General features: G+C 57.9%; 23 protein-coding genes. 15 read left to right on the top strand and 8 right to left on the bottom strand.

The window, feature by feature from the left end; all coding sequences use genetic code 11:
• The first annotated feature begins 4 nt into the window (after positions 1 to 4).
• A complete protein-coding gene (locus ACR0BK_RS07790; protein WP_480554240.1) occupies positions 5 to 3,406 on the top strand; it encodes an efflux RND transporter permease subunit in 3,402 nt (1,133 codons plus the stop codon).
• On the opposite strand, the gene ACR0BK_RS07785 is transcribed toward ACR0BK_RS07790, so the two are convergent.
• Both ACR0BK_RS07785 and ACR0BK_RS07780 read right to left on the bottom strand, forming a co-directional pair.
• On the bottom strand, positions 3,403 to 3,822 hold the full coding sequence (locus tag ACR0BK_RS07785) for an NUDIX hydrolase (protein ID WP_480474988.1): 420 nt from the start codon (positions 3,820 to 3,822) through the stop codon (positions 3,403 to 3,405). The two genes, ACR0BK_RS07790 and ACR0BK_RS07785, sit on opposite strands and share 4 nt — an antisense overlap.
• Positions 3,823 to 3,826: 4 nt before the next feature.
• Positions 3,827 to 4,627: a protein-disulfide reductase DsbD domain-containing protein gene (locus ACR0BK_RS07780; protein WP_480554239.1), complete on the bottom strand. Its 801-nt coding sequence runs from the start codon at positions 4,625 to 4,627 to the stop codon at positions 3,827 to 3,829.
• Positions 4,628 to 4,784: 157 nt separating this feature from the next.
• Here ACR0BK_RS07780 and ACR0BK_RS07775 point away from each other — a divergent pair, with 157 nt between their 5' ends.
• Positions 4,785 to 5,339, top strand: a complete 555-nt coding sequence (locus ACR0BK_RS07775) for a YqgE/AlgH family protein (protein ID WP_480474992.1) — start codon at positions 4,785 to 4,787, stop codon at positions 5,337 to 5,339.
• On the opposite strand, the gene ACR0BK_RS07770 is transcribed toward ACR0BK_RS07775, so the two are convergent.
• Positions 5,340 to 6,290 (bottom strand): L-threonylcarbamoyladenylate synthase, encoded by a 951-nt coding sequence (locus ACR0BK_RS07770; RefSeq protein ID WP_480554238.1) that lies wholly within the window; start codon positions 6,288 to 6,290, stop codon positions 5,340 to 5,342.
• A gap of 138 nt (positions 6,291 to 6,428) precedes the next feature.
• Here ACR0BK_RS07770 and ACR0BK_RS07765 point away from each other — a divergent pair, with 138 nt between their 5' ends.
• The 7 genes from ACR0BK_RS07765 (at position 6,429) to ACR0BK_RS07735 (ending at position 12,933) form a co-directional block, all read left to right on the top strand.
• Positions 6,429 to 8,132, top strand: a complete 1,704-nt coding sequence (locus tag ACR0BK_RS07765; protein WP_480554237.1) for an acyl-CoA dehydrogenase family protein — start codon at positions 6,429 to 6,431, stop codon at positions 8,130 to 8,132.
• Positions 8,132 to 9,178 (top strand): MBL fold metallo-hydrolase, encoded by a 1,047-nt coding sequence (locus ACR0BK_RS07760; RefSeq protein ID WP_480554236.1) that lies wholly within the window; start codon positions 8,132 to 8,134, stop codon positions 9,176 to 9,178. Before ACR0BK_RS07765 ends, ACR0BK_RS07760 begins: the two co-directional genes overlap by 1 nt.
• Positions 9,179 to 9,182: 4 nt before the next feature.
• Positions 9,183 to 9,635, top strand: a complete 453-nt coding sequence (locus ACR0BK_RS07755) for a DUF6173 family protein (RefSeq protein WP_480475001.1) — start codon at positions 9,183 to 9,185, stop codon at positions 9,633 to 9,635.
• Positions 9,636 to 9,691: 56 nt separating this feature from the next.
• On the top strand, positions 9,692 to 11,533 hold the full coding sequence (locus tag ACR0BK_RS07750; RefSeq protein ID WP_480494341.1) for a glycerophosphodiester phosphodiesterase: 1,842 nt from the start codon (positions 9,692 to 9,694) through the stop codon (positions 11,531 to 11,533).
• The gene (locus ACR0BK_RS07745; RefSeq protein WP_480483080.1) at positions 11,520 to 12,059 is read left to right on the top strand and encodes a hypothetical protein; all 540 of its coding nucleotides are present in this window, start codon (positions 11,520 to 11,522) and stop codon (positions 12,057 to 12,059) included. The genes ACR0BK_RS07750 and ACR0BK_RS07745 overlap by 14 nt, the downstream gene beginning before the upstream one ends.
• An 89-nt stretch (positions 12,060 to 12,148) precedes the next feature.
• Positions 12,149 to 12,283 (top strand): aa3-type cytochrome c oxidase subunit IV, encoded by a 135-nt coding sequence (locus tag ACR0BK_RS07740; protein WP_267364539.1) that lies wholly within the window; start codon positions 12,149 to 12,151, stop codon positions 12,281 to 12,283.
• A 17-nt stretch (positions 12,284 to 12,300) separates the two neighbouring features.
• Positions 12,301 to 12,933, top strand: coding sequence for a hypothetical protein (locus ACR0BK_RS07735; RefSeq protein ID WP_480494339.1), 633 nt, complete (start codon positions 12,301 to 12,303; stop codon positions 12,931 to 12,933).
• Here ACR0BK_RS07735 and ACR0BK_RS07730 read toward each other — a convergent pair.
• Positions 12,922 to 13,254: an AzlD domain-containing protein gene (locus ACR0BK_RS07730; RefSeq protein WP_209506607.1), complete on the bottom strand. Its 333-nt coding sequence runs from the start codon at positions 13,252 to 13,254 to the stop codon at positions 12,922 to 12,924. The two genes, ACR0BK_RS07735 and ACR0BK_RS07730, sit on opposite strands and share 12 nt — an antisense overlap.
• The gene (locus tag ACR0BK_RS07725) at positions 13,251 to 13,961 is read right to left on the bottom strand and encodes an AzlC family ABC transporter permease (protein ID WP_480554235.1); all 711 of its coding nucleotides are present in this window, start codon (positions 13,959 to 13,961) and stop codon (positions 13,251 to 13,253) included. Before ACR0BK_RS07725 ends, ACR0BK_RS07730 begins: the two co-directional genes overlap by 4 nt.
• On the opposite strand from ACR0BK_RS07725, the gene ACR0BK_RS07720 reads away from it, so the two are divergent.
• Genes ACR0BK_RS07720 through ACR0BK_RS07700 form a run of 5 tightly spaced genes read left to right on the top strand, consistent with a single transcriptional unit; the run spans position 13,960 to position 18,695 of the window.
• Complete coding sequence (locus ACR0BK_RS07720) at positions 13,960 to 14,898, top strand: formate dehydrogenase accessory sulfurtransferase FdhD (protein WP_480494336.1); 939 nt, start codon at positions 13,960 to 13,962, stop codon at positions 14,896 to 14,898. The genes ACR0BK_RS07725 and ACR0BK_RS07720 overlap by 2 nt on opposite strands.
• On the top strand, positions 14,895 to 15,551 hold the full coding sequence (gene mobA / locus ACR0BK_RS07715; RefSeq protein WP_480554234.1) for a molybdenum cofactor guanylyltransferase MobA: 657 nt from the start codon (positions 14,895 to 14,897) through the stop codon (positions 15,549 to 15,551). The genes ACR0BK_RS07720 and mobA overlap by 4 nt, the downstream gene beginning before the upstream one ends.
• Positions 15,548 to 16,039, top strand: coding sequence for a molybdopterin-guanine dinucleotide biosynthesis protein B (gene mobB, locus ACR0BK_RS07710; RefSeq protein ID WP_480554233.1), 492 nt, complete (start codon positions 15,548 to 15,550; stop codon positions 16,037 to 16,039). The genes mobA and mobB overlap by 4 nt, the downstream gene beginning before the upstream one ends.
• Positions 16,036 to 18,105 carry a molybdopterin-binding protein gene (locus ACR0BK_RS07705; RefSeq protein ID WP_480554232.1) on the top strand — a complete coding sequence of 690 codons (2,070 nt, stop codon included), beginning with the start codon at positions 16,036 to 16,038 and terminating at the stop codon, positions 18,103 to 18,105. Before mobB ends, ACR0BK_RS07705 begins: the two co-directional genes overlap by 4 nt.
• Positions 18,102 to 18,695: a GNAT family N-acetyltransferase gene (locus tag ACR0BK_RS07700; RefSeq protein ID WP_480554231.1), complete on the top strand. Its 594-nt coding sequence runs from the start codon at positions 18,102 to 18,104 to the stop codon at positions 18,693 to 18,695. Before ACR0BK_RS07705 ends, ACR0BK_RS07700 begins: the two co-directional genes overlap by 4 nt.
• Here ACR0BK_RS07700 and ACR0BK_RS07695 read toward each other — a convergent pair.
• The 3 genes from ACR0BK_RS07695 to ACR0BK_RS07685 all read right to left on the bottom strand — a co-directional run bounded on the left by ACR0BK_RS07695 (position 18,692) and on the right by ACR0BK_RS07685 (position 20,787).
• Complete coding sequence (locus ACR0BK_RS07695; RefSeq protein WP_480518397.1) at positions 18,692 to 19,687, bottom strand: hypothetical protein; 996 nt, start codon at positions 19,685 to 19,687, stop codon at positions 18,692 to 18,694. The genes ACR0BK_RS07700 and ACR0BK_RS07695 overlap by 4 nt on opposite strands.
• Positions 19,688 to 19,701: 14 nt before the next feature.
• A complete protein-coding gene (gene greA, locus ACR0BK_RS07690; RefSeq protein ID WP_480518399.1) occupies positions 19,702 to 20,172 on the bottom strand; it encodes a transcription elongation factor GreA in 471 nt (156 codons plus the stop codon).
• Between the two features lie 234 nt (positions 20,173 to 20,406).
• The gene (locus ACR0BK_RS07685; RefSeq protein ID WP_480518401.1) at positions 20,407 to 20,787 is read right to left on the bottom strand and encodes a VOC family protein; all 381 of its coding nucleotides are present in this window, start codon (positions 20,785 to 20,787) and stop codon (positions 20,407 to 20,409) included.
• Between the two features lie 80 nt (positions 20,788 to 20,867).
• Here ACR0BK_RS07685 and soxR point away from each other — a divergent pair, with 80 nt between their 5' ends.
• Positions 20,868 to 21,323, top strand: a complete 456-nt coding sequence (soxR, locus tag ACR0BK_RS07680) for a redox-sensitive transcriptional activator SoxR (protein ID WP_480554230.1) — start codon at positions 20,868 to 20,870, stop codon at positions 21,321 to 21,323.
• Positions 21,324 to 21,325 lie beyond the last annotated feature (2 nt).

Genomic DNA, 21,325 nt, shown 5'->3' with positions numbered 1-21,325 from the left:
CGCCATGATGCGCGAGATACCTGGCGCGGCGGGTGGCCTTCTCAGTTATTTCACGCGGCATCGGACAGTTGCCAACCTGCTGTTGCTTGTCATGCTGGTTCTTGGCGCGGCGGCAATCCCGAACATGCGTGCACAGTTCTTTCCGGACGTCATTCTGGAACGCGTCGATGTATCCGTAACCTGGGATGGTGCCGGGCCCGAGCACATGGACGCCGGGATCGTGCAGTTGCTGGAACCTGCGCTGCTGGCCGTCGAAGGGGTGACCAGTACCGAGGCTTCCTCGCATCCGGGCTGGACCCGTATCAGGCTGGAATTCGAACCCAACTGGGATGTGTCCCGCGCTGTTGAGGAAGTCCGGACCGCCGTAGACGCTGTCACAGATCTGCCGGAAGACGCTGAGGAGCCCAAGATTCAACGCGGTGCGTGGCGTGATCGGGTGACGGATGTGGTGATTACCGGTCCGACCGATACTGCTCAGCTGGCTAAGCTGACGGATGAGCTTATCAATCGTTTATTCGCATCAGGTGTGACCCGCACGACAATCCGGGGTATTGCCGCACCGCGCATCGTTGTCGAGGTCACCACCGCTCAGTTAATCGCAAACGATATAACGATGGCCGAAATCGCGGCAGCGATAGGTGCCGAAGTCAATACGGACCCCGCTGGCAATGTCGAAGGTGCGGGTGCTCGTGTCCGGGCGGGAACTGAGAAACGCACGCCAGAACAGATCGAAGGCATCGCTCTGCGGACGAACGAAGATGGGTCGAAACTGAAGGTTGGTGACATTGCCAGAATTTGGGTAGAAGGCGTCACCCGCGACCGCAGCTATTATGTGGGCGACAATCCCGCCATGTCGATCAGAGTGGACCGGTCGAACCTGGGCGATGCGATAGGTATTCAGCACACGGTGGAGGACGTTGCCCGCGAGATGCAGGCCAGCCTGCCTGAAGGTGTGAGAATTGATCTGATCCGCACCCGGGCGCAAGCAATTACCGACCGGTTGAACATCCTCGTGGATAACGGGCTGATGGGGCTGGGGCTTGTTGTCATCCTGTTGTTCCTATTTCTCAATGCGCGCATTGCGTTTTGGGTTGCTGCGGGTATCCCGGTGGCGATGTCGGCGGCGATTGCGCTGATGTATCTGGGCGGTCTGTCGCTGAACATGGTTTCACTGTTTGGTCTGATCATTACGTTGGGGATCGTTGTAGATGATGCCATTGTCGTGGGGGAGCACGCTGATTTTCGCTCCCGCCGATTGGGCGAGACACCAGTGGAAGCCGCAGAGCGCGCCGCGCGTCGAATGGCAATGCCGGTTCTGGCCGCCACGGTAACGACGGTGATTGCGTTTTTCGGCCTGACGTTGGTTGGAGGACGTTTCGGAGAGCTGATCCGCGATATCCCTTTCACGGTGATCGCAGTACTGGTTGCATCGCTGGTGGAATGCTTCCTGATCCTGCCCAATCACATGGCGCATGCAATTGCGCATTCGGCCAAAGAACACTGGTACGATCTGCCGAACCGTGTCGTCAATCGTGGCTTTCGTTGGGTTCGGGATCACTTGTTCCGTCCGCTGATCGCCTGGGTGATCTGGGCGCGTTATGTGGTGGCCGCGCTGATGATCGCCATCCTGGCCAGTCAGGTCGCATTGTTCATTCGTGGCGACGTGAACTGGCGGTTCTTCAACGCGCCTGAACGCAGTTCGGTTAGCGGCGGGTTTATTATGCGCGAAGGGTCGAACCGGTCAGATACACTTGAGATGATGCGCATTCTACAGGATGCAACCAACGAACTGGGCCGGATCTACGAAGAGCGTCATGGCCGAAATCCAATTGACTATGTCCTGGCTGAAGTTGGTGGCAATGCCGGGCGTGCGCTTGCTGCGGCTGACGGCAAGGACGGCAGTGTGCTGGGAGGTATTTCGATTGAATTGATCGACGCCGATCTGCGCCCATATTCGAGTTTTGAGTTTGTGGGCGAGCTACAGGATTTCGTACCGCGTCACCCCAAGGTCGAAGTGATCAGCTTCCGCGGTTGGCGGTCCGGCCCCGGCGGCGATGCAATCGATGTGCAATTTTATGGCTCAGACGTAAATGTCCTGAAAGCCGCATCTGAAGATCTGCAAACTGCGCTGTCGAAGTTTCCTGAAGTTTCGGCACTTGAGGACACTTTGGCATATGACAAGGAAGAGTTTCTTCTTGACCTGACGGCGCAGGGTCAGGCGCTGGGCTTTCGGATCGAAACGCTGGGGCGGGCTTTGCGCAACCGTTTGAACGGGATTGAGGCCGCAACCTTCCCTGACGGGCCGCGCAGTGCCGAGATCCGTGTCGAACTGCCCGAAGGTGAACTGACAGCAGATTTTCTGGAACGAACTCTGATGCGTTCTCCTGATGGGGTCTACGTACCTTTGGCTGATATCGTTTCGGTCGAGCGCAAGTCCGGGTTTTCGACGGTTCGGCGTGAAAACGGCCTGAGGGTGGTTTCGGTAACAGGCGATATTTCGGAAGACGATCCGGCACGGGCCGCCGAAATTGAACGCGTGATGCAGGACGAGATCCTTCCCAATATCGCGGCCGAAAGGCAGGTTGAGTGGCGCATGTCGGGTCTGAGCGAACAGGAAAACGAATTCCTGTCCGAGGCCCGCAACGGTCTGATCCTGTGCCTGACCGGTATTTATCTTGTACTGGCCTGGGTTTTTGCCAGCTGGACACGACCCCTTGTGGTTATGGCGATTATTCCCTTTGGCCTGGTCGGGGCAATTTGGGGCCATTACATCTGGGAGGTTCCGCTGAGCATGTTCACGGTTGTCGGGTTGTTGGGCATGACAGGGATCATCATCAACGATTCGATCGTTTTGGTGACTACGATCGACGCATACCAGCAGGATCGCGGGTTGATTCCGTCTATTCTGGATGGCACGGCAGACAGGTTGCGCCCCGTGATGCTGACCACGCTGACGACGGTTCTTGGCCTTGCGCCCTTACTATATGAAGGCTCTCAACAGGCGCAATTCTTGAAACCGACTGTAATCACACTGGTATACGGGCTTGGTTTCGGAATGTTGCTGGTGTTGGTTCTTGTACCTGCCTTGCTGGGAATTCTTAATGACGTGGCACGTCCGATGACAGCCATGCGCCGTGCTGCACGGGCCCCTGACAAGGTTGTTCGTGGCGCGTTGGCCGGAACCGGCGTGATACTTGGGATCTGGTTTGCCTTGACGATGATCTGGCCCGCTGTCAACGGTGCACCGCTTGCCATGCTACAAAGCCTTTATCCCGGTGATGATGGCATTGCCGCATTGAAAATGGGGCTGGGCGCGTTTGTTGCCGGCGCTGTACCGATTGTGATTCTAAGCATTGCTGCCTCAGGTATACTCTATGGTCGCCTCACGAAATCGGCAGGTACTTAAACCGCAAGCAAGGCATATTCCAAAAGCTCAATGACCCGCGCGCTCATGGGCAGGTTGCCCTGGCGTATCTGATCGATGGGAAACCACCGGGCATCAAGTGCGTCGTCACCGGCCCTCGGCGTGCCCGAGCGATACTGACATGCGACCCCGACCAGCAGGTAATGGGACACGACCAGCCCATCTGGGGTTCGGCGCAGAAGGTCCAGATTGTTCAGATAATGTGACGGTTGCGCGATCACCGAGGTTTCTTCCAGCAATTCGCGTTGCGCCGCTTCCAATACGGTTTCACCCCATTCGACATGGCCACCGGGAAACCCCCACAGCCCGGCGTCGGGCTGCTTGCTGCGCTGAACCAGAAGAACCTGATCCTGGTGCAGAACAACGGCCAGGGCACCGATTTTTGGCGATTGGGTCATGAATTCAGCCTGCGCTGCAACCCTGAATATCAACTGCGTGATTGGCGCCCAGAACTGTAATCCGGATTTCAGACCGATCCAGCGCAAAGGGTGTACCCGATGCATTGATAATCTCGGCCTCGGCCACCAACGTATCGCCCTGCCGTTGCGCAACCGGCTGCGAAGCCCAGAGGGTGGGATTGCCGGGTTCGATCACAGCAACTTCATGACCACCTGCCGATGGCATGGTCACTCGTGCTTCGATACGCATACCATCTTTCGTTGGCGTCAGACGACACGTGGCACTGGACACGCGAGCTTCCTGCGCGGAATAGGGACGTTGCGCCAGTGCCGCGGCAATCGCGGGATGGCGCCCGGCATTGGCGTCGAGCGTGTGGTCAAAGCCCAGACGTTCCGGAATACAAACGTCTTTGCAGACGCCCAGATCCATTTCGCCCTGCAATCGGACCGGCTTGGCAGGGTTGCGCGGCGTAATCTCAATAGGAAGGACCAGTTGGTTCTTGTAACCGATCGACTGCAACCCGTTCTGATCAAAGACATCGGGGGCAGGCCATGTGATCTCAATCCGCCCGACATTGCTTGACCGTTTCCAGTTGATTTCCGGCGGGATGCCAGCGTCTCCGGGCGCGCGCCAGTAGGTTTTCCAACCATCCTCGAGCGTCAGCTTTAAGGCGGTAAGATAAGTGCCGTTTGCAGTCCGGCCACCATCCAGAACATCCAGCTGAACGACACCATCCAGACCCTGTGCGGCAACCGGGGCGGACAGATGCAGGCAAGCAAGTGCGGCGACAGCAGTGTGTTTCATCGACATCTTCATCCCTCTTAAATGCGCGGCGTTGGCCCGGATTCCAAGTCACGTTCTGTTCACTGGGATGAAATCCGCCAAAATACCCGTTGTTCTCTTGCCAATAGACATGCTGCGGGGCCATTGTTGAGGTGTTCTGAGAAAGAGATGGCGGCCCATGGACCTGACCGGAAAACTGTTGATTGCGATGCCCGGTATGGGGGATCCGCGATTCGACCATTCGGTGGTGTATGTGTGCAGCCACGGCGACGATGGAGCCATGGGTTTGATTGTGAACAAGCCCTCGGACCTGCGGATAAAGACCTTGCTGGGTCAACTGAACATCGCCTGCCGTATTCCGATTGTCGGAGAGCGCCTTGTGCATTTCGGTGGGCCGGTCGAGATGTCGCGCGGCTTTGTCCTTCACAGCGCCGATTACGAGGCCAACCTGCATTCAATGCAGATTTCTGAGGACTTCAGCATGACGGCGACACTTGATGTGCTCGAGGATTTGGCGTCAGGCAGCGGGCCGCTGAACTCGATGCTGGCGCTGGGTTATTCCGGCTGGGGGCCCGGTCAGCTTGAGGATGAAATTGCCATGAACGGTTGGCTGACCACCGACGCGACACCCAAGCTTGTTTTCGATGTGCCCGATGATGCGAAATGGGAGGCAGCGTTGGCTACTTTGGGCGTGGACCCGCTAACCCTTTCTGCCAGCGCAGGGCGGGCCTGATCAGCTGTCGCGAGGTGCTGCAGCGCGCCGCAGCCGGTCATTGATTGCCGCCCCCAATGCCGTGCCTGGGATCGGAGAAACGGCAATCGGTCGCCCGGTTTCGTTCAGTTGATGCAGAAACGCAAACAGATTTGCCGCCGCTTCGGTCAGGTCGCCAATGGCGGACAAGTTCAGGTCGCACTCAACCTGTCCAAATCCCAGCAACACCTCGTCACCCTGACGGGTTTCGGCATTCAAACGGACCGGAGCATCCGGCGCATAATGCGATTGCAACTGGCCGGGGGCGGTCAGAAGGTCACCGGATTGATGCAGATGTAGGTGTGTTTTCAGCGTCTCTTCGATTTGCTCCAGCGCGATGCCACCTGGACGCAAAAGCGCGGGTTCCCCAGCCAGACCGATGATGGTGGATTCAAGCCCGACACCGCACGGCCCGTCATCCAGAACAGCCGCGATCTTGCCGCCAAGACCTGACCAGACATGACTTGCCTTGGTCGGACTGATCTGACCCGACGGGTTTGCAGATGGCGCAGCAACCGGGCCATCAAATTCGGCCAGCAGCGCGTGCGCTGTCGGATGTGCCGGAACGCGCACGGCCAGCGTGTCCAAACCTGCCGTCACTAGCGAAGAAATCCCGTGCCCTTCGCGCAAGGGCAAAACCAAGGTAAGCGGACCGGGCCAAAAGGCCTGCGCCAGATGCTCGGCCTGATTTGACCATAGCACATACCGTTGCGCCGCGGCGACCGATGCGACATGTGCGATCAGGGGGTTGAAACTGGGCCGCCCCTTGGCCTCGTAGATCGACGCCACCGCCTGCCCGTTGCGTGCATCGCCGCCCAGGCCATAGACCGTCTCGGTCGGGAAGGCGACCAGAAGGCCCTGTCGCAACATATCTGCAGCCCGCGCGATACCGCCGGGATCCACCGTCAATTCCTGAGTGCCGGTTGAGATCATAACTGGTGACGCCGCGTTTTGGTTGCTTGAAACATAAGGGACAGTAGGTAATTGATCCAAGCTCATACGCTTACCGGCGCTTGCCCACAATTCCAAGCCTGCCGATATGTTCTGAATTGTTAGCCTTCGAGAGTGATCATGCCCTATCGCACCCCAATTTCAGATTACCAGTTCCTGCTGGACCATGTGGTCGGGTTCGACCAGGTCGCTGCGACGGATAAATTTGTTGATGCCAGCGGGGATGTGGTCAATGCGATCCTGACCGAAGCTGGAAAAATGTGCGAAGAGGTGATGGCCCCTCTGCAGCGCCCCGGTGATCTGGAACCTGCACGACTTGAAAATGGCGTGCTGCGAACTTCTCCGGGATATGCAGACGGTTGGAAGGCAATTGCCGAAGGTGGCTGGATCGGGATCAGTGGCAATCCTAAATACGGGGGGATGGGGCTGCCTATGACCATCACCACGGCGGTCAACGAGATGATGAGTGCTGCTTGCCTGTCGCTTCAACTTGCGCCGCTTATGTCTCAGGGCCAGATTGAGGCGTTGGAGCATCACGCCAGCGACGAATTGAAAGCGCTGTATCTGCCTAAGATGATGACGGGGGAATGGTCGGGCACCATGAACCTGACCGAAGCTCAGGCCGGATCGGATGTTGGCGCGCTGTCTGCGAAGGCTGAGCCGAACGGTGACGGGACATATTCGATCACCGGTCAAAAGATATTCATCTCGTGGGGCGATACCGATTTTACCGAGAATGTCTGCCATCTGGTACTGGCTCGCCTTCCCGATGGAGTGCCCGGCACCAAAGGGATTTCATTGTTCCTTGTCCCTAAATTCCTGCCTGACGCAAATGGTGACCCGGGCGCGGCCAATGATCTAAAAGTGGTTTCGCTGGAACACAAGATGGGTTTGCACGGATCGCCCACCTGCGTGATGCAATATGACAGAGCCAAAGGCTGGCTGGTCGGTGCCGAACATGGCGGTATGGCTGCCATGTTTACCATGATGAACAATGCGCGTCTTGGTGTTGGCGGACAGGGCGTGGGCGTGGCCGAAGGTGCATACCAGCACGCGTTGGCCTATGCCCTGGAACGGAAACAAGGCAAAACGCCGTCCGGGACGATCATCGATCATGCGGATGTGCGCCGCATGCTTTTGGATATGCGTGCTGATGTTTATGCCGCGCGCGCGATCCTGTTGGCTAATGCGGTCGCGATCGATATGGCAGAGGCCACTGGTGACGCCGATTGGGCTGCGCGGGCCGCGCTGTTGACGCCGATCAGCAAGGCGTTTGGTACTCAGACCGGGATGCGTGTGGCTGAAACCGGGGTCCAGGTGCATGGTGGCATGGGATATATTGAGGAAACCGGCGCGGCACAGTTCTATCGCGATGCGCGTGTCACCGCGATCTACGAGGGCACCAACGGTATTCAGGCGATGGACCTTGTTGCGCGGAAGATGATGGACGGGGGCGAGGCTGCTTCGAACTTGCTGGATGAGATCGAAGACCAGGCCGAACGCGCCCGTGCAATGCTGCCTGATCTGGCGGGTCCGGTCTGGGAAGCCACCGAAACACTGCGCGAGGCGACAGAGTGGCTGGTCGCACAGGACGATTTGAATAACCGCTTTGCAGGCGCAGTTGCTTATTTGCAGGCTTTTGCCCGGGTGCTGGGCGGGCATTATCACCTGACCGCAGCCCTTGCCGACCCAGAGGGACCGCGGGCGAAACTGGCGCGATATTATATCAACGCCCTGTTGCCCGAACATTCGGGCCTTTTGGCGCGGGCGCAGAACGGGGCGGATGACCTTTTCGCGCTGAGCACGGACGAGTTTGCAGCCTGATGGATGGGGATCACGTCTTGGGGATCAGATATCCGTGGGCTGAACCGCCCGCGCAGGGCGCAGCCACCGAGATTGCCCAAGGTGTTCTCTGGATGCGCTTGCCCCTGCCGATGGCGCTGGACCATGTAAACATCTACGCTCTGGACGATGGCGACAGCTGGACCGTGATCGATACGGGGCTGTCCTCGAACAAGACGCGGCGCATCTTGGAAGCGTTGATGGCCGGGCCACTTGCAGGCAAGCCGATCAGGAGGGTGGTGGTGACTCACCATCATCCCGACCATGTTGGCAATGCCGGATGGTTTCAGACGGAACACGGCGCCGAGCTGGTGACAAGCCGCACCTCGTGGCTGTTTGCGCGGATGCTGACGCTGGATGTGCAGGAAACCTGGCCGCAAGAAACGCTGGAATTCTATCGCAGTGCGGGGATGGCATCCGATGTTCTGAACAAACGGATGGCGGACCGGCCCTTTAATTTTGCCGACACGGTCTATCCCATGCCGCTGGGTTTTACCGGGATCAAGCAGGGTGACGTGATCCGTATGGGTGGACGTGACTGGGACGTTCATATGGGCAATGGCCATGCGCCGGAACACGCCACCTTCTGGAGCCGCGATGACAATCTGGTACTCAGCGGTGATCAGATCCTCAGTTCAATCAGTCCCAATCTGGGTGTCTATGCGACCGAACCCATGGCAGATCCGGTGTCAGGATGGATGGAGGCCTGTGAGAGGCTTCAGGTACTCGCCCGTCCCGATCATCTGGTTTTAGGCGGGCACAAATTGCCCTTCACCGGTCTGCCGTTGCGCATGAAGCAGTTGATTGACAACCACCATGGCGCGCTGGAACGGTTGCTGGATCATCTGGATCAGCCCAAATCTGCCGCTGACTGCTTTATACCGCTGTTCAAACGTACAATCCAAGAGGGTGAGTATGGCCTTGCGCTGGTTGAGGCGGTTGCACATGTAAATCACCTCTACCACATTGGTGCAGTAACCCGGACGCAACGCGCGGACGGGGCATGGCTGTATCAGCGCAAAGGGTAGACGAATGCAGGACCAGATCGAAACCTCGGCCGAGGCCGCAGAAGCCGCAGCGTTGCCAAGATGTTACGAGGTGCACGCTGATCCAAAAGCGGAATCCGGAACCAAAAAACTGCCAGAGACGTTGAAAAAACCGGTGGCCAGCAAAAGCCCCGCACAATGGGCCTACGAGCGGCTAATCCTGTATATCCAGAATTTCGAACAGACATTGGACGGCGATCATGAGGTCGCCATGGGTTTCACTGGCGGCGATGCAGGCGTGATGCGGATCGAGGGGATGGGTTATTTCGACCCCGACATGATAACCTTTTACGGGTCCGACGGGACCGGAGCCCGCACGCAACTGGTGCAACATGTCAGCCAGTTGAACGTGATGTTGCGTGCGCTTCCCAAATCGGTTGAAGACAAGCCAGCCAACCGCATCGGGTTCCGCCTGGCTGCGGACCTGAAAGACAGCTGACTTGCAATTCACGTTTGCGCGCCTTTGAATGAATGTATCAGTTCGGAGGCGACCGCGTGAACAGATATTTCCATGCCGTAACACATGCCTACGCGGGGGCTTGGGCCCGGCGTCGGGTTTTTGTGCCAATTTATATCGCTGTGCGATTACTGCTTGTTGCGCTGATTGCGCCAGGGGTGGCACTGACGGTCAATCTGGCAGTCTCTCTGTCTGACCAGACGGCCTTGACGGATCAGGACATTGCCATGTTCCTGCTGTCTCCGGTCGGGTTTATCTCGTCTGTTGTAGTTCTGAGCCTGTTTCTGCTGGCCGAGGTCTTTGTGTTCTCGGTCATGGCCGGGTCGCTGCGTATGGGCGAACAAGATCCCTGGCGCGCTGGCAGTGCGGCGCTCGCGTTGATCCTGTCCCGTTTCCCGGCGTTGTTCGGATTTGCCGTGCGTTTCATCCTGCGTGTCCTGTTGCTTGCCCTGCCATTCGTGGCTGTCGCTGGCCTGATCGCTTGGTGGACGCTGACTGAATACGACATCAACTATTACCTGACCTTCCGCCCCCCCGCCTTCAAGGTGGCGGTTCTTCTGATCGGAGTGGTTGTTCTTGTACTGGCGTGGCTTTTGATCCGTCGCCTGTCCGCCTGGGCGCTGGCCCTGCATTTGGTCCTTTTCGAACGAACTGCGCCCCGAACGGCGTTTGCCCAAAGTGCGCAGAAGATGGAAGGCAGGCGCGGGCGGTTGAAGATCGAACTTGCCCTTTGGCTGGGGATGCGCCTTGTCATCGCCGCTTTGATTGCCGCAGTGGCCAGCCTTTTGTTTACTTTCGTACCCGTGCAGGACGGCAGCAACCTCAAGCTGGCCCTGACCTTCAGTTTTGTCGTCGCAGGGCTGTGGTCATTGGCGGGGCTGGTTCTGGCGGCAACGGCGCTGGGCGCGTTGGCCGTCTTGTTGGACGGGTTTTTCGATATTGACGCAAAAAAGATCGCCCACCCAGAACCCCGGAAAATTCGGGCGCCTGTATTTGTGACAGTGGGCGCATCCCTTGCCGCGTTGGTTATTGGCCTTTGGTCAGGTCAAAGTCTGCTGGAACGTGTGCAGGCCCCGGATCATGCCGAGGTCATTGGCCACCGGGGTGCAGCGGCCTTGCGGCCGGAAAACACGATGGCCTCGGTTCTGAAAGCCATCGAGGACGGCGCGGATTGGGTTGAAATCGACGTTCAGGAATCTGCGGATGATGTGATCATCGTGGCCCATGACAGCGATTTCATGAAGCTGGCGGGTGTTAACCTGAAGGTCTGGGATGCAACGATGGCGGATGTGGCAGATATCGACATCGGCAGCTGGTTTGATCCGGAATACGCCTCGGAACGAACGCCAACTCTGCGTGATGTGCTGGAGGCGGCCAAAGGCAAGTCCAGGGTTCTTATCGAACTGAAATACTATGGCCATGATATTGATCTGGAAAACCGGGTGATCAATCTGGTGGAAGAGTTGGAGATGCAGGACGAGGTCGCCACCATGTCGTTGAAATATCCGGCCGTCCAAAAGATGAAGAAACTGCGCCCGGACTGGCGTTCGGGTGTATTGGCGGCCACAGCCATTGGTGATCTGTCGGGGTTGGAGGGCGAGTTTGTCGCAATCAATGCAGGGATGGCAACTCCGGGCCTGATCCGAAAGGTTCACGATGCCGGTAAGGATATCTATGTCTGGACAGTGAACGATCCGCTGCAAATGTCCAAAATGGCGTCTATGGGCGTTGATGGTCTGATCACCGACCGCCCGGCCATGGCCAATGAGGTTCTGCGCGTGCGTGCCGAAATGGGACCAGCAGAGCGGCTGATGTTGTGGTTGGCCACGACTTTCGGATTGCAGGTCGACACCAAGGCGATGCGCGATGAAAGCCCTTAATCTTTCGCTGCTGTTGCTCGTTATTCCGCACGCCGCCTTGGCACAGGACTTGATGCGCCGGTTCGAAATGCCTGCCCATCGCGCCTTGATGGACCAGAGCGAAAGCGCCGAGCTGCAACCATTCGAAACAGACGGGTGTTCGGGTGGGTTGTCCGCAAGCTGGCGCTGGGTGGCAAAGCAGTTCCCGCAGGTTGGCGAGCTTTTTGAAGAACATCCGCCTTGGGAAAACTGTTGTGTGATCCACGACCGGGCATATCACAATGCCGGCGGCGCGGATTCGGCCGAGGAAAGCTATGACGCGCGTTTGGCGGCGGATGATGCCCTGCATGCCTGTGTTAAGGCGCATGGAGATCTGTATGCCGACGAATACGCGGATCGCTATGATATGGAACCTGACCAGATCCGAACCATTCACGCGATCACCGCGGATGCCATGTATGGGGCGGTTCGTTTCGGTGGCGGGCCGTGCAGCGGCCTGCCCTGGCGATGGGGGTTCGGTTATCCCGGATGCTCGGTCCTCAAGTAAGCGCGCCCTGCGCGCGAATGACGTGGTGACAGGCGTTTTGTTTTCCATTATCCAACAAGTCAAACACGCGAATTGGGATTCTGAGACTCATGGCTGAATACAAGCACGGCGAAATGAACATCGATGTTCAAACCAAAACTTTCAACGGTTTCATCAAAGCCACCACCTGGTGTGTGGTTGCAATCGCCTTGTTGTGCCTGTTCCTGGCCGTTTTCGCCTCGTAAGCAACTCGGGGGCGGCTTTGCTCAGGATATTGACTGCGTGCCTTGTGGCCGCAACGTTGGCTGGTTGCGCTGCATCACAGCGCCCGCAAGCGGATCAGACTGAAATTACGTCCCGCTCCTATCGCGATCCGGGGCCATCGACCCTGACCTTGTACACGATGATCAGCACCCGGACCGGTTCGGGTGCGCATACGTCGCTGATGATCAGTGGCAGTGAGCGGGTTATTTTCGACCCGGCAGGATCGTTCCGGGCGGATGTTGTACCGATCAGGAACGACGTGCTGTATGGAATCACTCCGAATGTCGAACGTGCGTATCGCAGCAGCCACGCCCGCGAAACACATTATGCGCGCATCCAGACGATCGAGGTCACTCCGCAACAGGCCGAAATTGCATTGCAACTGGCCAAGCAGATGGGCCCGGTGGCTGGTGCTTTCTGTGCGAACTCTACTTCGCAACTGTTGCAGCAGGTTCCGGGGTTCGAACAGATCACGACTACATTCTATCCGGTCAAACTGTCGGATCAGTTTGGAGCGTTGCAAGGTGTTCAATCGGCGGAATACCGTGAAAACGACGACGCGGACCTGCAAAAGGGACTGGCGTTCAACAATGCGCGCCTGAACCAGCTGGACGCGGCTTCATCCAACTAGATACAGCAATGTGTAAAGTGTTGCCGCCCCGGTAAAAATGGCCGCCAGCACGTTCTTGGTTAGAATGCCCACAGACAATGCAACCGCTGCGGCCGACATACGGGGTATATCCGGTTGTCCTTCGGTGGCCGCAGGCCAAACCACCAGCGGCGCGATCAGTGCGGGCAGGATGGCCACGGCTGTATATCGAAGGTGACGTAACAACCAGGGCGGCATTGGGCGATCACCGACGAGACCGATGAAGGTAAAGCGCAAAGCATAGCTGCCCACCGCAAGACCCACGATGATGATCCATATTGTTGTCTGATCGATCTGGTTCATGGCGTGTTCCGCTTTAGCATCAATTCCGCCTGCGCGCCGGCCATCATCCCTGCAGCGCCTGCGATCAGCAGGCCCAGATTGAACGGCACACTCACGGTCAGCAGGGCAACGACAATGGCGACCAGGGCGGCGATGACATGGGCCAGCGTACGCATCATTGGTCCGATCATCGCCAGAAAGGTGATCGGCAGGGCAAAGTCCAGCGCCCAACTCTCTGGGATCTGAGCGCCCAGCACGGCACCCAGACAGGTTCCCAGAACCCACAGCGGTGTGATCGGAGTGACCGAACCCAAGAAATAGGCCATTCGCTGGGGGATCGTTAGATCAGGCTCTTTTTCGAACTGCGCGATTGAACAGGCGTAAGACTGATCCACGATCAGGTAAGCCGCACATGCTCTTTGCCACAAGGGGGCGGCACCCAAGAACGGCGTCAGCGATGCGGAATACATCGCAACCCGCAGGTTCACTGCCAGAGCCGAAATCAAAACGATGGTTGTAGGCGTTTCATCCTGCAGAAGTTGCAGAGCTGTGAACTGCGCCGCGCCTGCAAAAACGGTGACGGAGAAGGCAATGGTCTGCACGATATTCAGCCCGGCTTCTGTCGCGAAGACACCAAACAACAGGCCAAAAGGCACAGCCACGAAGACAAACGGCGTGCCGTCGCGAAAACCTTTCCAGAAGTATGACTTGGATGTGGCAGAGGCCATGGCTAAATCCTATGGTGACGCCAGCAGCAGTATCGGTCTTGTGGAGGGGTTGCAATTGGTCACCGAAACCGACGTGTCAGACTATGTAATCGCTCCTGATCCGGGCGCGGCCCGCCTGACCCGCGCGGTCGAGGGGGTGGACCAGAATGGCGAGGTCAGTCAGATTTCAGTGGTTGAAGAGCGCCCACTGACGATCTTCCTCAACGCGCAGGAAATTGTGACGGCGATGACGATTGGTGACTATCCCGAATATCTGGCGCTGGGTTTCCTGCGAAATCAGGGCATGTTGCTGGCCGATGATGAGATTACCCGTGTCGATTACGATGATGATCTTGAAACCGTTGTTGTCCGCACCGCACGCGCGACTTCGTACGAGGACAAGCTGAAGAAAAAGACGCGCACCAGTGGCTGCGCTGTGGGAACGGTGTTCGGGGACATGATGGAGGGTCTTGAGGGCGTTCAGCTGCCGCAAGTGCAGGTGCGTACCTCGTGGCTTTACGAACTGGCGGCCAAGATCAATCGCACCCCGTCGCTTTATCTTGAGGCCGGGGCAATTCATGGGACTGTATTGTGCCGCGAAAACCGTCCGCTGGTTTATATGGAAGACGTGGGTCGCCATAATGCCGTCGACAAGATCGCAGGTTGGATGCTTTCCGAGGGGGCGACGGCGGAGGACAAGATCCTCTATACCACCGGTCGCCTGACATCCGAGATGGTGATCAAAACGGCGATGATGGGTATTCCTGTGTTGGCGTCCCGTTCCGGCTTCACCGCCTGGGGTGTCGAGATCGCGCGTGAGCTCGGCCTTACGCTGATCGGCCGGATGCGCGGACAGCGCTTTGTTTGTCTTTCCGGTGAGGAACGGTTGGTTCGCGATGTGGACCCGTCGACGGTTGTGGCCGAAGACAGGAAACACCGGCGGAAGAGTAGCCAATGAATGATGAAAACAGAAAACCTCTCGGCGTCATCCTCGCAGGCGGGCAGGCCACCCGGATGGGTGGTGGTGACAAAGGTTTATTGCAGATTGGCGGGCGGAGCCTGCTGTCCCATGTGGTTGATCGGCTGTCTCCTCAAGTCGATGGTTTGGCCCTGAACGCAAATGGTGACCCCAAGCGTTTCAGCGATTTGACGCTACCCGTTCTGCCTGACACGATTGAAGGCTTCGCTGGCCCTTTGGCCGGTGTTCTGGCGGGGCTCGACTGGGCGGCAGATCAGGGGGCCGACAGTATCGTAACGGCTGCCGCAGATACACCGTTCTTCCCGCGTGATTTGGTGGCGCGCCTGCAAGAGGCGGCAGAGGGGCAGGTGCATCCTCTGGTCTTGGCCACTACTCCGCGAACGGGCGACGAAGCGCTGAAATCCGGAGGGGGCGGGCGGGTCAACCGGCACCCGACCTTTGGGCTCTGGCCTGTGGCTCTGCGCGATGATCTGCGGGCGGCTCTGACGGACGGGTTGCGCAAGGTCGTGCTGTGGACTGATAAACATGACGGACGCGAGGCTATGTTCCAGGCTGACCCGTTTGATCCGTTCTTCAACGTCAATACACCTGACGATTTGGACCGCGCCCGGACACTGTTGGAGCAGGTATGAGAGTCTACGGTGTCACTGGCTGGAAAAACGCAGGCAAAACCGGGCTGATGGAACGACTGGTGGCCGAGATCACGGGGCGGGGTTTTACCGTCTCAACTGTCAAACATGCGCATCACGGCGTCAATGTGGACCAGCCGGGCACGGACAGTCATCGTCACCGCGTTGCTGGTGCCAGCGAGGTGTTGCTTGCGTCGGGGCAGCGCGTCGCCTTGATGCAAGAGCTGCGCGGTGCGCCCGAGCCAACTTTGGCCGAATTGCTGGCGCGGCTTTCTCCGGTTGATCTGGTGCTGGTCGAAGGCTTCAAGCGGGAAGGCCACCCAAAGATCGAGGCGTTTCGCGCCGAGGCGGGAAACCCTTTGATCGCGATTGAAAACGATACCGTTCGAGCCGTTGCCAGCGACACGGCGCTGGAACTGGATTGCCCGGTTTTCGACTTGAATGATACAGTCAGGATCGCGGACTTCATATTGGATGAAGTCGGTTTGTGACCCTGTTCCAGACCTTTGCCATGGTGGACTGGTCTGGTGGAAATGACACCGGGCCAACACCGCGCAAAGACGCGATCTGGGTCTGTATTGCGCGTGAAGGGCGGGCACAGGGACCTGAATACCTACGCAACCGGGCGCTTGCCGAGGCGTGGCTGGATGCCCTGATCCACACCGAACTGAAAGCAGGCCGACGCCTATTTCTGGGGTTTGACTTCCCTTTTGGATACCCGAAGGGTTTTGCCCGCGCGATGACCGGAACGGATGACCCCTTGGTCTTGTGGGATTGGTTCGAACAGCATGTCGAGGACGGTCCGAAAACGAACAATCGTTTCGACTTGGCAGGCCGGATCAATCGACAATTCGGAGGAAGAGGCCCATTTTGGATGAATGGCCTTGGGCGCGAAATTGATGGTTTGCCGCGAACCAAGACGGGCTATTCCAATCCGTTTTCCGACCGTCGTGCGGTTGAAGCCTCGGCAAAAGGCAGTTTCACCTGCTGGCAGATGGCGGGTGCAGGCGCGGTCGGTGGGCAGGTGATGATGGGGCTTCCAGTCCTAAGCAGGCTCCGCCATCGCTTTGCCGGACAAGTCGCGGTCTGGCCGTTCGAGCCGTTGGATAAACCCGTCGCCTTTGTGGAGATCTGGCCGTCGCTCACCTTGGGAGCGCAACCAGACGGGCGGATCAAGGATGCTTGGCAAGTCGAACAGGTCGCCTTGACTCTGTCGCGTTTGACAGAGCAGGAGTTGAATGCGCAATTAGATGTTTCTGCGGCAGAGGAAGGCTGGATATTGGGTGTTACACAGAACAAGCCGAACATAGCCCCGCCACCGTTGCGCAACGATTGTTTTGCGCTGCCAGCGGGTGTGGAGTGGACGCCGGTTGATGACGCCTTGGCCTATTTGCGCGACAGGTTGCATCCGATTACCTCGGTTGACACGGTCGCGCTGAATAAGGCGAGTGGGCGCATTCTGGCAGAAGATGTTACAGCCCAACGTTCCAACCCGCCGCAACCGAATACAGCCGTGGATGGGTTCGGGTTCGCTGGTCCGGTTTCAGATGGGCCACAGATCCTGCCGCTGGTCGATGGGCGCGCAGCAGCCGGTATCCCGTTTGAAGGTGACGTTCCCGTGGGCCAGGCATTGCGCGTTCTGACGGGTGCGGCGCTGCCTGACGGGGTGGATACGGTTATTCTGGAAGAAGATGTCACAGTTAAAGACGGGCATATCGCGTTCCATGGTCCGCTGAAAAAGGGGGCAAATACCAGGCAAGCGGGCGAGGATGTGGCCGCAGGCGATCTGGCCCTGCCTACAGGACGCCGATTGACACCGGCTGATCTTGCGTTACTCACCGCTTTGGGCATTGCCGAGGTGAATGTGCGCAAGCCGCTGCGTGTCGCCGTGGTATCGACCGGCGATGAACTGATCGACGCCGGAGCGCGCGCCGGACCGGGTCAGATATTCGACGCCAACCGCCCGATGCTGTTGTCTCTGGTCGAAAGGCTGGGGTTTGTACCTGTGGATATGGGGCGTGTTTCAGATGATCGGGACGCCCTGCGGGAACGGCTGGATCAGGCTGCGGAACAGGCAGATGTGATACTGACGAGTGGTGGCGCATCTGCTGGTGACGAAGACCACGTATCTGCCTTGCTGCGCCAGGCGGGGGCGATGCAACACTGGAGGATCGCCTTGAAACCCGGTCGCCCTCTGGCTTTGGGGTTGTGGTCCGGAACCCCTGTCTTTGGACTGCCCGGCAATCCCGTTGCCGCCTTGGTCTGCACCTTGATCTTTACGCGACCGGCGCTGGGCCTGATGTCTGGCGAAGGCTGGATCGAACCGCAAGGGTTCGAAGTTCCCGCGGCCTTTGAAAAGCGCAAGAAACCGGGCCGCCGCGAATACCTGCGCGCGCGCATACGGGAAGGCCGGGTTGAAGTCTTCAAGTCAGAAGGATCGGGCAGGATCAGCGGGCTCAGCTGGGCCGAAGGGCTGGTCGAAATTGAAGATGGAGCTCGGCACATCCAACCCGGGGATATGGTTCGCTTCATACCGTATGGAAGTTTCGGATTGTGAAAATCACGGTCTCACGCGGTTTTTCTGATGCTGAACGCCCACTGGTGGCGACCCTGTTCTGGCAGGCATTTTCGGCGAAACTGAATAAAGTCATGGGCCCGGATGAAAAGGGGCTGGCTTTCTTCGAAACTTCGTTGAACCCGGATTATGCGCTGGTTGCACGGGACAAGGAAGACCGGGTTTTGGGGCTTGCAGGTTTCAAGACACGCGATGGTGCATTGGCCGGAGGCAGAATGTCAGACCTAGCAAAGGTCTATGGCTGGTTTGGGGCCATTTGGCGCGCCCTCATCCTCAGCATTTTGGAGCTCGAACTGAAACCCGGCGTGTTTCAGATGGATGGCATATTTGTGGCCGCGGGCTCGCGTGGCAAAGGTGTTGGTACGGCCTTGCTGGATGCCGTTAAGCGTGAGGCGCGGAAACAAAACATGTCAGTCGTTCAGCTTGACGTTATCGACACAAACCCCCGCGCCCGCGCTTTATATGAGCGCGAAGGATTTCGGCCTGTGGGTGAAGAAAAAACCGGACCTTTAAGTTACGTGTTTGGTTTCAGCAGCGCGACCAAGATGTCTTGGGTCGTCAAATCGGACTAATCAAACGTCCCGGCCACGCGTCCCAGCAACATGAACGCCCGCGCCGTGCGGGTCTCACCCAAAGCGCTCAGTTCTGCATCGCTTGCGTTGGGCTCGAACTCGGCCATCATCTTGTCGAAGCGGCGGAGAAAATGGTGGGCGGCGTCGCGGAAAATCGGATCCTGTTTCATCCGCGCAGCTGTCAGTGCCAGCGAGGACCTGTCCCGTACACCCCCCAGCGCGGCAACGGCGCGACCCCGCGCGCCCTGCGCGAACTGGCGCCAGATTTCGGGCCGGGCCATGTCAGGGCGCAAGTCGTCCATATAGATGCCTTCCTGGCTGAGCAGTGTAAGAACATCCTGCGAGGCTTGCACGATCTGTGCCGTCTTGCGGTCTTTCAGCGCCACGCGCAGGGCGTTGAACCCTTCGGTGTCATTCTGAGTTTCCGGAAAATTCAAGGCGCGGATAAAGATATCGGTGCTCAGCGGTGGCGCAATTTCTTCCGCAGATGTGCCCAGTTCAAGCGAGGTCTGAGCACCCGCAACGAGTGGTTTTGCCGGGGCATAAGGGGGCGTTGTGCGCTTGGTCGAAAATGTTGCCAGCGTGCTTTCGGTTTTCCGCGTCGCGGCTGCGATCTCATCCAGTTTCTTGGCCACTGCCGGTTCGTAGGTGCTGGATGCGCGCTGCTGCTGCGCCACATAAGCCTGACGGATCGCATCAATCGCAGTTTGCAGCCGCGCGCTTTCCTCGCGCATCACGCGGCTGGCACGCATGGCAGTGGCCGCGACCCAGATCATCGCCACAGGCATGAAAACGGCCAGAAAGGTGACAACAAAACCACCGCTTTGCGCCTTATCTGGCAACACCAGAAAAACAACCGACACCACCAGCCAAATTAGGCTGAGCACCAGTGCGGCAATCTCAATCTCGGTGACAGACGGTGCCTTTGGGCGGTCATAGATGCCCAGCGAAGTCGGTCTTTCAGTTTCCGGGTCAGGTTTGGGCCCCGACATTACATGCGCTCCGGTCAGGCGTACTTGATACTCAGAATTTCATAAGAACGCACGCCGCCAGGGGTGCGCACCTCGACGCTGTCACCTTCGTCCTTGCCGATCAGGGCGCGGGCGATGGGGGATTTGATATTCAAAAGGCCGGCTTCGATATTGGCTTCATATTCACCGACGATTTGCCACGTCTTTTCTTCGTCGGTATCTTCGTCAACCAAAGTAACCTTTGCGCCAAATTTGACTGCGCCGGACAGTTTTGTTGGATCAATTACATCCGCCAGCGACAGGATACCTTCCAGTTCTTTAATGCGGCCTTCGATAAACCCCTGCTTTTCGCGGGCTGAATGGTATTCGGCATTTTCTTTCAGGTCGCCAAGTTCACGCGCCGATGCGATGGCTTCGATGATCGCAGGGCGTTCAACGGATTTGAGGTTCTTCAGCTCAGCTGCGAGTGCGGCATTGCCCGCAGGCGTCATAGGGATCTTTTCCATACTCTCTACGTCCACGCATAAACTGACTCGCCCCGCCGCACAGAAGCGTCGGGGCGAGTCCTAGGTTGACGATTACCTGACCCAAATACCACGTGAATTGCAAGAGGTGTCAGCAGGTGCAGCGATCAATTCGCAACATCGTGCCGTCTGGATTGTTTCGGGTGTGGCCTGTGGCGATGGTCCGGTTGCCCGCCCTTGCACCATCGCCTCGAAGGCGTGCAGAGCCACAGCATCTCAATCATATTGAACCACTTCAAACTCGATGCCGTTGTCATCCCTGAAATAGAACCGACGCCCCGGTTCGTAATCGGCATGATTATGGGGTTCGAACCCGGCCTTGCGCACCTTGACCTCGGTTGCGTCGATATCTTCGACCAGAACACCAACATGGTTCAGCCCGCCGACGACATCGTAGCTGCTTTCGACCAATGGTTTCGGCGCATCGGGTTTGTAAAGCGCAAGATAGGTGTGGGCCGATCCGACATGCACTGTATATCCGCCTGATATTGCGGGTCCTTCCCACCGTGTTTTCCAGCCAAAGACCTGCTGCATCCAGGCGGCCGAGGCCTGTGGATCGCTGACAGTGAAATTGGTATGCTCAAGCGTTGCCATCATGGGATCTCCTTTTTGGCTTGTTTCGACTCACCGTAATTTATAAACCTAACTTTAGGTCAAGGTATTTCTTCGAGGGTGACATGGCTGTTTCAGAAGGGTTGGCAATCGGGGCATTGGCCCGACGTACGGGGTTGGCCGTTTCAGCGATACGGTATTACGAAGCACAGGGTTTGATTGCGCCCTGGCGCAATGCGGGTGGGCAGCGACGTTACCAGCGGGCAGATATCCGGCGGCTGAGCTTTGTCATGATCGCGCAGCAGTTCGGCCTGACCTTGCCTGAAATTCGCGAGGTCTTGTCGGGCTTGCCGGGAAAGCGAACACCGACACCACAGGATTGGAAAGCCATAAGCGTGCGGTTGCGCACTCATCTGGACCAGCGAATCGATATCCTGATGCGATTGCGCGACAATCTGGACGGCTGCATCGGATGCGGGTGCCTCAGCTTGCCGAAATGCAAGCTTTATAACCCCGATGACAGGGCAAAATCCCATGGTAGCGGTCCCAGATACCTGATGGGTGATGCACCAGAGGACTGATG

The sequence above is a fragment of the Ruegeria sp. AF1 genome (genome assembly GCF_056542125.1).
This window is presented reverse-complemented; position numbering and strand designations above follow the sequence as displayed.